The organism is Streptococcus mitis (genome assembly GCF_003942965.1).
GTDB lineage: Bacteria > Bacillota > Bacilli > Lactobacillales > Streptococcaceae > Streptococcus > Streptococcus mitis_BH.
This window is the reverse complement of the sequence record NZ_RJOG01000015.1, coordinates 44,732-52,271: the sequence shown is the minus strand read 5'-3', so window position 1 is coordinate 52,271 and position 7,540 is coordinate 44,732. Positions and strand designations below refer to the sequence as shown.

The window sequence follows — 7,540 nt, the reverse complement described above, 5'->3', positions numbered from 1 at the left end:
AATCTTCACTGATTCTTTTAGAACTAATAAAATTGTTTATATGGTTGATTGAAGGCTGTCAGAATTTCATCAGATGTTTGTGAATAATCTTTTGTTTCTTTCAAATCACCCTTTACAATGATCCGCTCAGTAGCTGCTGCATCCTCACAAGTTACTAAAGTAATTTCATCAACACCAGTTCGGTCATCAATTTCATCTACTCTATCTGGTGTAACTCGTTTCACTTCACTAATTTCATAGGTATACACTTTATTCTTATCTGTCAAGTGAATTTTCATCCCTTTTTTCGCACGATCTAGTGGAGAAAAGAGCATCTGACTAGCATTATCACCTGTGAAAATATGATGGCTAGCTAATGAATAATTCCCTTTACCCATTTCTTGGTCACGCTTCATGGTACCCGCACCATATAAAAGATTGACATTTGCAATCCCCTTAAAGATAGGTAAATTAATTTCAAGCTCAGGTATTGCAATTCCTCCGATAACAGGTAATTTTTGATTATCCCATTGAGAGGCTAAAACAGCTTCAGAGGAAATAGCTTTTACTGAATCAAAATCAAAATTTCCCTCTGTATCCTGATTTTCTTCTATTTTTTCTTTTGATACTTGACTAACTTGGTATTTATTGCTATTCCAAGCAATAAAAGCGTCACGAATCTTTGCATTAAAAATTAAAGCAATAGAGATCAGTATGAGAAAAACAGCCAATATATTTGTCAGCAGATTTTTTCGTTTGATTTTCTTATTATTCTTTTTATGAGACATTATGCTTCACCTTCTGTTTCGTTTTCTGTCCCAACTTCTTCTTTTTCTGCCGCTGCAACCGTCGTAAAGGTTACAATTTTAGCATCTTGGTCCAGGCGCATCACCTTAACTCCCATAGTTGAGCGACCTGTTTGTGAAATATTGGCAACGTTGGTTCGAATCATGACACCTGTATCAGTGATAATCATCAAATCTTCATCACCTTTAACGGTCATAAGACCAGCAAGGGAGCCATTCTTTTCCGTAATTTTAGCAGTTTGCATTCCTTTACCACCACGACCTTTTGTTGGATATTCGGTCGCAACGGTGCGCTTACCAAATCCTTTTTCTGTGATGATAAGGACCTCATCCTGGTCTGTAATCACACTAGCACCAACAACTGTGTCTCCGTCACGAAGGTTAACACCTTTCACACCAGTGGCGATACGACTCATGCCACGAACAGCTGATTGATTAAAGCGAACTGCATAACCAAACTTGGTACCAATGATAATATCCGTATCTTCTTCCGTCAACAAGACATTAATCAACTCATCTTCATCCTTGAGGTTTAAAGCCTTAAGTCCATTCTGACGAATGTTAGCAAATTCCTTAACGCTGGTTCTCTTCACAATACCATGACGAGTTGTGAAGAAGAGATAAGCATCATCACTACGTTCAGACTCAACATTGATGATGGTCTGAATACTTTCGCCTTCATCTAATTTCAAAAGATTGACAATCGGCAATCCCTTAGCAGTACGACCATATTCAGGAATTTCATAGCCTTTCAGGCGATAGACACGCCCTTTATTTGTAAAGAAGAGCAGGTGATCATGGGTGCTAGTTGACACTAACTCACGGACAAAATCGTCATCCTTAACACCGGTTCCTTGAACACCACGACCACCACGTTTTTGAGCGGTAAACTCAGCTTGGTCCAGACGTTTGATGTAGCCTTTGTTAGACAGTGTAATCAAGACATCCGATTCTTCAATCAAATCCTCGTCTTCAAGGCTCAAGACTTCACCGACCATCAACTCTGTACGACGTTGGTCGCCAAACTTACGCTTGACTTCATCTAATTCGTCTTTGATTATTTGAGAAACACGTTCCGGCTTAGCAAGAATATCTGCTAAATCCGCAATCAGAGCCAAGAGGTCATCATATTCAGACTGAATCTTATCACGTTCCAATCCAGTCAAACGACGAAGACGCATATCTAGGATAGCCTGACTTTGACGTTCAGAAAGCTTAAACTTGCTCATCAACTCAGCTTGCGCTTCCGCATCCGTTTCACTAGCACGGATAATACGAATCACTTCGTCGATATGGTCTAGTGCGATTAAGAGACCTTCTAAGATATGCGCACGCGCCTCTGCCTTTTCCTTGTCAAAACGGGTACGACGAACAACCACTTCTTTTTGGTGCTCGATATAAGCATCCAAAATCTGACGAAGAGACAAAATCTTCGGCACCCCATTTTGGATAGCAAGCATATTGAAACCAAAGTTGGTTTGCATCTGGGTCATCTTGAAGAGATTGTTTAGGATTACATTTGCAGAGGCATCGCGCTTTACTTCGATAACAAATCGAACCCCTTCACGGTTTGACTCATCACGTACTGCTGTGATACCCTCAATGCGTTTTTCCTGAACCAAACGAACAATATGCTCATGCACCTTTGTTTTATTGACCATGTAAGGAAATTCTGTTACAACGATACGCTCACGGCCAGTTTTAGTTTCTTCGATTTCAGTACGAGAACGAAGAACAATCGAACCTTTACCTGTTTCGTAAGCTTTATGAATACCTGATTTCCCCATAACAAGGGCACCAGTTGGAAAATCTGGCCCAGGCAAGACTTCCATCAAATCCTTAGTGGTCACTTCAGGATTGTCCATGACCAACTTCACAGCATCAATAGTTTCACCCAAGTTATGAGGTGGAATATTGGTCGCCATACCGACAGCGATACCAGTAGCTCCATTAACTAAAAGATTTGGAAAACGAGCTGGAAGGACTAAAGGTTCACGTTCATTGGCATCATAGTTATCAACGAAATCAACCGTATTTTTATTGATATCACGAAGCATCTCCAGAGCAATCTTGCTCATACGCGCCTCAGTGTAACGCTGGGCGGCAGCACCGTCTCCATCCATAGAACCAAAGTTCCCATGCCCGTCGACAAGCATGTAACGGTAGCTCCACCATTGAGCCATACGAACCATGGCTTCATAGATTGAGGAATCTCCGTGTGGGTGGTATTTCCCCATGACATCCCCTGTAATACGAGCAGATTTTTTATGAGGTTTGTCTGGAGTAACACCCAATTCATTCATTCCGTAGAGAATTCGACGGTGAACAGGTTTCAAGCCATCTCGAACATCAGGAAGAGCCCGCGCTACGATAACACTCATGGCGTAGTCGATAAAGCTCGTCTTCATCTCCTTTGTCAGATTGACATTCACTAAATTTTTATCCTGCATTAATAAATGCCTCATTTCACAATTAGTAATTAACAATATTATACCATAATGTCTTCCATATTTCAGGTATATACAATCGCTAAAACGTTTACATCAAGAACTGAAAGGCATATCCGTGACAAAGCTTTTTAAAAGTGATAGAATTGAAGTAACTGGGGAAATCCCTGAATAAAATTAAGGAGATGTTTAGAATAATGACTTCAACTAAACAACACAAAAAAGTTATCCTTGTCGGTGATGGTGCTGTAGGTTCTTCTTACGCTTTTGCACTTGTTAACCAAGGAATTGCACAAGAGCTTGGAATTATTGAAATTCCACAATTGCATGAAAAAGCTGTTGGTGACGCGCTTGACCTTAGTCACGCCCTTGCCTTCACTTCACCTAAAAAAATCTACGCAGCTCAATACTCTGACTGTGCAGACGCTGACCTTGTTGTGATTACTGCAGGTGCTCCTCAAAAACCAGGTGAAACTCGTCTTGACCTTGTAGGTAAAAACCTTGCTATCAATAAATCAATCGTAACTCAAGTTGTTGAATCAGGTTTCAAAGGTATCTTCCTTGTTGCCGCTAACCCAGTTGACGTTTTGACTTACTCAACTTGGAAATTCTCTGGTTTCCCTAAAGAACGCGTTATCGGTTCAGGTACTTCACTTGACTCAGCTCGTTTCCGTCAAGCACTTGCTGAAAAACTTGATGTTGATGCTCGTTCAGTGCACGCCTACATCATGGGTGAACACGGTGACTCTGAGTTCGCTGTTTGGTCACACGCTAACATCGCTGGTGTAAACCTTGAAGAATTCCTTAAAGACACTCAAAATGTTCAAGAAGCTGAATTGATTGAATTGTTCGAAGGTGTTCGTGATGCAGCCTACACAATCATCAACAAAAAAGGTGCAACATACTACGGTATCGCAGTAGCCCTTGCTCGTATCACTAAAGCAATCCTTGACGATGAAAACGCAGTACTTCCACTTTCAGTATTCCAAGAAGGTCAATACGGAGTTAAAAACGTCTTTATCGGTCAACCAGCTGTTGTTGGTGCACATGGTATTGTTCGTCCAGTAAATATCCCATTGAACGACGCAGAAACTCAAAAAATGCAAGCATCTGCTAAAGAATTGCAAGCTATCATTGATGAAGCATGGAAAAATCCAGAATTCCAAACAGCTTCTAAAAACTAATTGTAACTAGGTTCTCATCTTGTGAGAACCTTTCTCTTTATGTGGTCGCTCCGTCAGGTGCGAGACAATCCGTCAGGTACGAGACAAATAACACCCGTTAGTGTACTGATGAGTGGATTGCACCAGTGCTATANGCCCAAATTATCAGCCAGCGCCTAAAGACGCTGGCTTTCACTTTGTTCCAGCTTAATTCTCTTGACTCTTCACCTGCCTCTTAAAGACGCTTAGGTATTACTTACTACTATCCCTAAAGTAATCCTCTTATTCTTTTACACTTAACTTATCTAAAACAATATCCCTCTAACTAAAAATGTCAATTCCCAAACTTATATTTCAAATTGGCGTGTTTATCGAATATAATTAGAGCACTTTGATCTTTTAAATATCCCATAAAACTTGCCACGCTAATTCTAGGTGGAATACTTACTAACATATGTACATGGTCTGGCATTAAGTGACCCNCGATAATTTCAACTCCTTTATAACTGCATAATCCATAGAATATTTTTCTCAAACTACTTCGATATTTATTATAGATGACTTTTCGTCTATAGTTAGGGGAAATACTATGTGATAGAACACATCCATTTTGTATGTGATAAACTATGTGCTTTTTGAGCCATATTTTTCTCCTTTCGCTTTACAATTAGCTTGAACAACTTAATTGTAGCGTGTTTGGAGTTTTGGTGTATAACCTTCGATGCGCACCCACATAGTGGGAGGCTTTTGTCTCGCACTTAACGGAGCGATACAGACTAATATTCACATAATAAAAAAGCCTACTGACCAAGCTATAAAGCTTGAACAATAGGCTTTTTAAAGGCTGATTATTTAACAGCGTCTTTAAGAGCTTTACCAGCTTTAAATGCTGGAACTTTAGAAGCTGCAATCTTGATTTCTTTTCCAGTTTGTGGGTTGCGACCTTTACGTGCAGCACGCTCACGAACTTCAAAGTTACCAAAACCGATCAATTGAACTTTTTCACCAGCTGCAAGGTATTCTGTTACTGCTGCGAATACAGCTTCAACTGCTGCTGCTGAGTCTTTCTTAGTCAATTCTGTAGCTTCTGCTACTTTAGCGATCAAATCTTGTTTGTTTGCCATGTTAATGATTCCTCCAATATAATTTCTAATTAACAAATATAATCATATCCTAAAATCCCTTTTTGGTCAAGTTAAAAACTCTATTTCTTCCCATTTTATTTATTTTTTAGGAGTGGTAACGTACTAAAATAGCCCAAGCATTCTCACCCGTGTGAGTTTGAATAATAGAGCCCGTTTCCAAAACTGAAATTGGCTTTTCAACATAAGCTTGTAAGCTTTCTTTCATCTCTTTTGCCCAATCAGCACTACCAGAATATGAAATTCCAATCTCTGCTACAGAACGTTCAGAGAGCGATGTTATTAACTCATCTAACCATTTTTTAAAGGTTTTAGCTCCACGACCTTTAACGATTGGCTGCAATTCATGGTCTTTCATCTGCATGACAACACGGATATTGAGAAGGGAGCTCAACAATCCAGTTACACGCCCAATTCGTCCACCTTTAACAAGATTTTCCAAAGTCGAAACGCCAATATAGAGTTCTGTGTGGTTTTTAACCTCTTCTACATGAGATAAGATTTCCTCCAACTCCTTGCCTTCTTGCGCTAATTTTGCAGCCTCAACAACTTGGAATTTCAAGGCTTGGTCAGTGAAGGAACTATCAATAACTGTCACATCGGCAGTAGATAAGCTAGCACCTTGACGTGCCGCTTCTACAGTACCAGAAAGGGCATGAGACATATGAATAGCAAGAATCTGGCTACCATCTTTACATAGGTCTTCAAAAACTTCAGCAAAGACACCTACAGGTGGCTGACTTGTTTTCGGAAGATTTTTACTTTCTTGCATCAACTGAAGAAATTTACCTTCTTCTTTCAAATCCGCATCAGAATAGACAACATTATCAATCATTACAGATAACGGAACAACAGTGATATCTAATTGTTTTACTAGTTCAGGTTCAATAGTAACAGATGAATCGGTTACAATCTTAATTTTTGTCATAGTATCAATCTTTCTATTTTAGGATTCAGATTGGTTTTCTTACTTTTAATTATATCAAAAAAAGATTAAAAATCCTAATGGAGTCATTCAAATTTTCCTTAAAAATTTGATATAATCTACTTATAAGAAAAGAGGTCCCTATGATTAAAAAAATTTATCCCATTTTAACCATTTTACTAGGTGCTGCTATCTATGCTTTTGGGTTGACTTATTTTGTAGTTCCTCATCATCTCTTTGAAGGAGGGGCGACAGGTATTACCCTCATCACCTTTTATCTTTTTAAAATCCCTGTTTCTCTCATGAACTTGCTGATTAACATTCCCCTTTTCATCCTAGCTTGGAAAATATTTGGAGCCAAATCCCTCTATTCCAGTTTACTAGGGACCTTAGCTCTGTCCGCCTGGTTGGCTTTTTTTGAGCGTATTCCCCTTCATATTGATCTGCAAGGTGATTTACTGATTACAGCCCTTATAGCTGGGATTCTATTGGGAATTGGCCTTGGAATTATCTTTAATGCTGGTGGTACAACTGGAGGAACCGATATTCTAGCTCGTATTCTCAACAAATACACTCATATATCTATGGGGAAGTTGCTCTTTATCTTAGATTTTTGTATTCTCATGCTTATTCTCCTAATCTTCAAAGATTTGAGATTGGTTACCTACACGCTCTTGTTTGATTTTATTGTTTCTCGTGTCATTGATTTGATTGGCGAAGGTGGCTATGCAGGTAAAGGATTTATGATTATTACAAAACGTCCTGATCAACTTGCTAAAGCGATTAATGATGACCTAGGAAGAGGTGTTACTTTCATCTCAGGTCAAGGCTACTATAGTAAAGAAGATTTGAAAATCATCTATTGTATTGTCGGCAGAAATGAAATTGTTAAAATGAAGGAAATGATTCATCGAATTGATCCTCAAGCATTTATCACTATTACAGAAGCTCACGAAATCCTTGGTGAAGGATTTACCTTTGAAAAAGAAGAAATATAAATTTAATTAATCTGGAAATTTCTTTCATTAAAGTTAACCATAATAGTATCTACTGATAATATGCTTTATCTGTTCCACTT

Annotated in this window: 6 protein-coding genes and 1 pseudogene; 2 read left to right on the top strand and 5 right to left on the bottom strand. The window is 38.9% G+C overall.

Annotated features, from left to right (window positions below; translation table 11 throughout):
* Window positions 1–23: 23 nt before the first annotated feature.
* Complete coding sequence (locus D8837_RS05950; protein ID WP_033681684.1) at window positions 24–767, bottom strand: class A sortase; 744 nt, start codon at window positions 765–767, stop codon at window positions 24–26.
* Complete coding sequence (gene gyrA / locus D8837_RS05945) at window positions 767–3,235, bottom strand: DNA gyrase subunit A (protein ID WP_125456494.1); 2,469 nt, start codon at window positions 3,233–3,235, stop codon at window positions 767–769. Before gyrA ends, D8837_RS05950 begins: the two co-directional genes overlap by 1 nt.
* Before the next feature lie 194 nt (window positions 3,236–3,429).
* Here gyrA and D8837_RS05940 point away from each other — a divergent pair, with 194 nt between their 5' ends.
* Window positions 3,430–4,416, top strand: coding sequence for an L-lactate dehydrogenase (locus D8837_RS05940; protein WP_125447766.1), 987 nt, complete (start codon window positions 3,430–3,432; stop codon window positions 4,414–4,416).
* 316 nt (window positions 4,417–4,732) lie between these two features.
* Here the strand turns inward: D8837_RS05940 and tnpA are convergent.
* From tnpA to D8837_RS05920, 3 genes and pseudogenes are all read right to left on the bottom strand, one after another.
* A pseudogene (gene tnpA / locus D8837_RS05930) lies at window positions 4,733–5,039 on the bottom strand (IS200/IS605 family transposase); the annotation flags it as partial.
* 204 nt (window positions 5,040–5,243) lie between these two features.
* Window positions 5,244–5,519 carry an HU family DNA-binding protein gene (locus D8837_RS05925; RefSeq protein ID WP_001284640.1) on the bottom strand — a complete coding sequence of 92 codons (276 nt, stop codon included), beginning with the start codon at window positions 5,517–5,519 and terminating at the stop codon, window positions 5,244–5,246.
* A gap of 106 nt (window positions 5,520–5,625) precedes the next feature.
* The gene (locus D8837_RS05920; RefSeq protein ID WP_049500761.1) at window positions 5,626–6,465 is read right to left on the bottom strand and encodes a DegV family protein; all 840 of its coding nucleotides are present in this window, start codon (window positions 6,463–6,465) and stop codon (window positions 5,626–5,628) included.
* A gap of 140 nt (window positions 6,466–6,605) precedes the next feature.
* Here D8837_RS05920 and D8837_RS05915 point away from each other — a divergent pair, with 140 nt between their 5' ends.
* Window positions 6,606–7,460: a YitT family protein gene (locus tag D8837_RS05915; RefSeq protein WP_125456493.1), complete on the top strand. Its 855-nt coding sequence runs from the start codon at window positions 6,606–6,608 to the stop codon at window positions 7,458–7,460.
* Window positions 7,461–7,540: the final 80 nt, after the last annotated feature.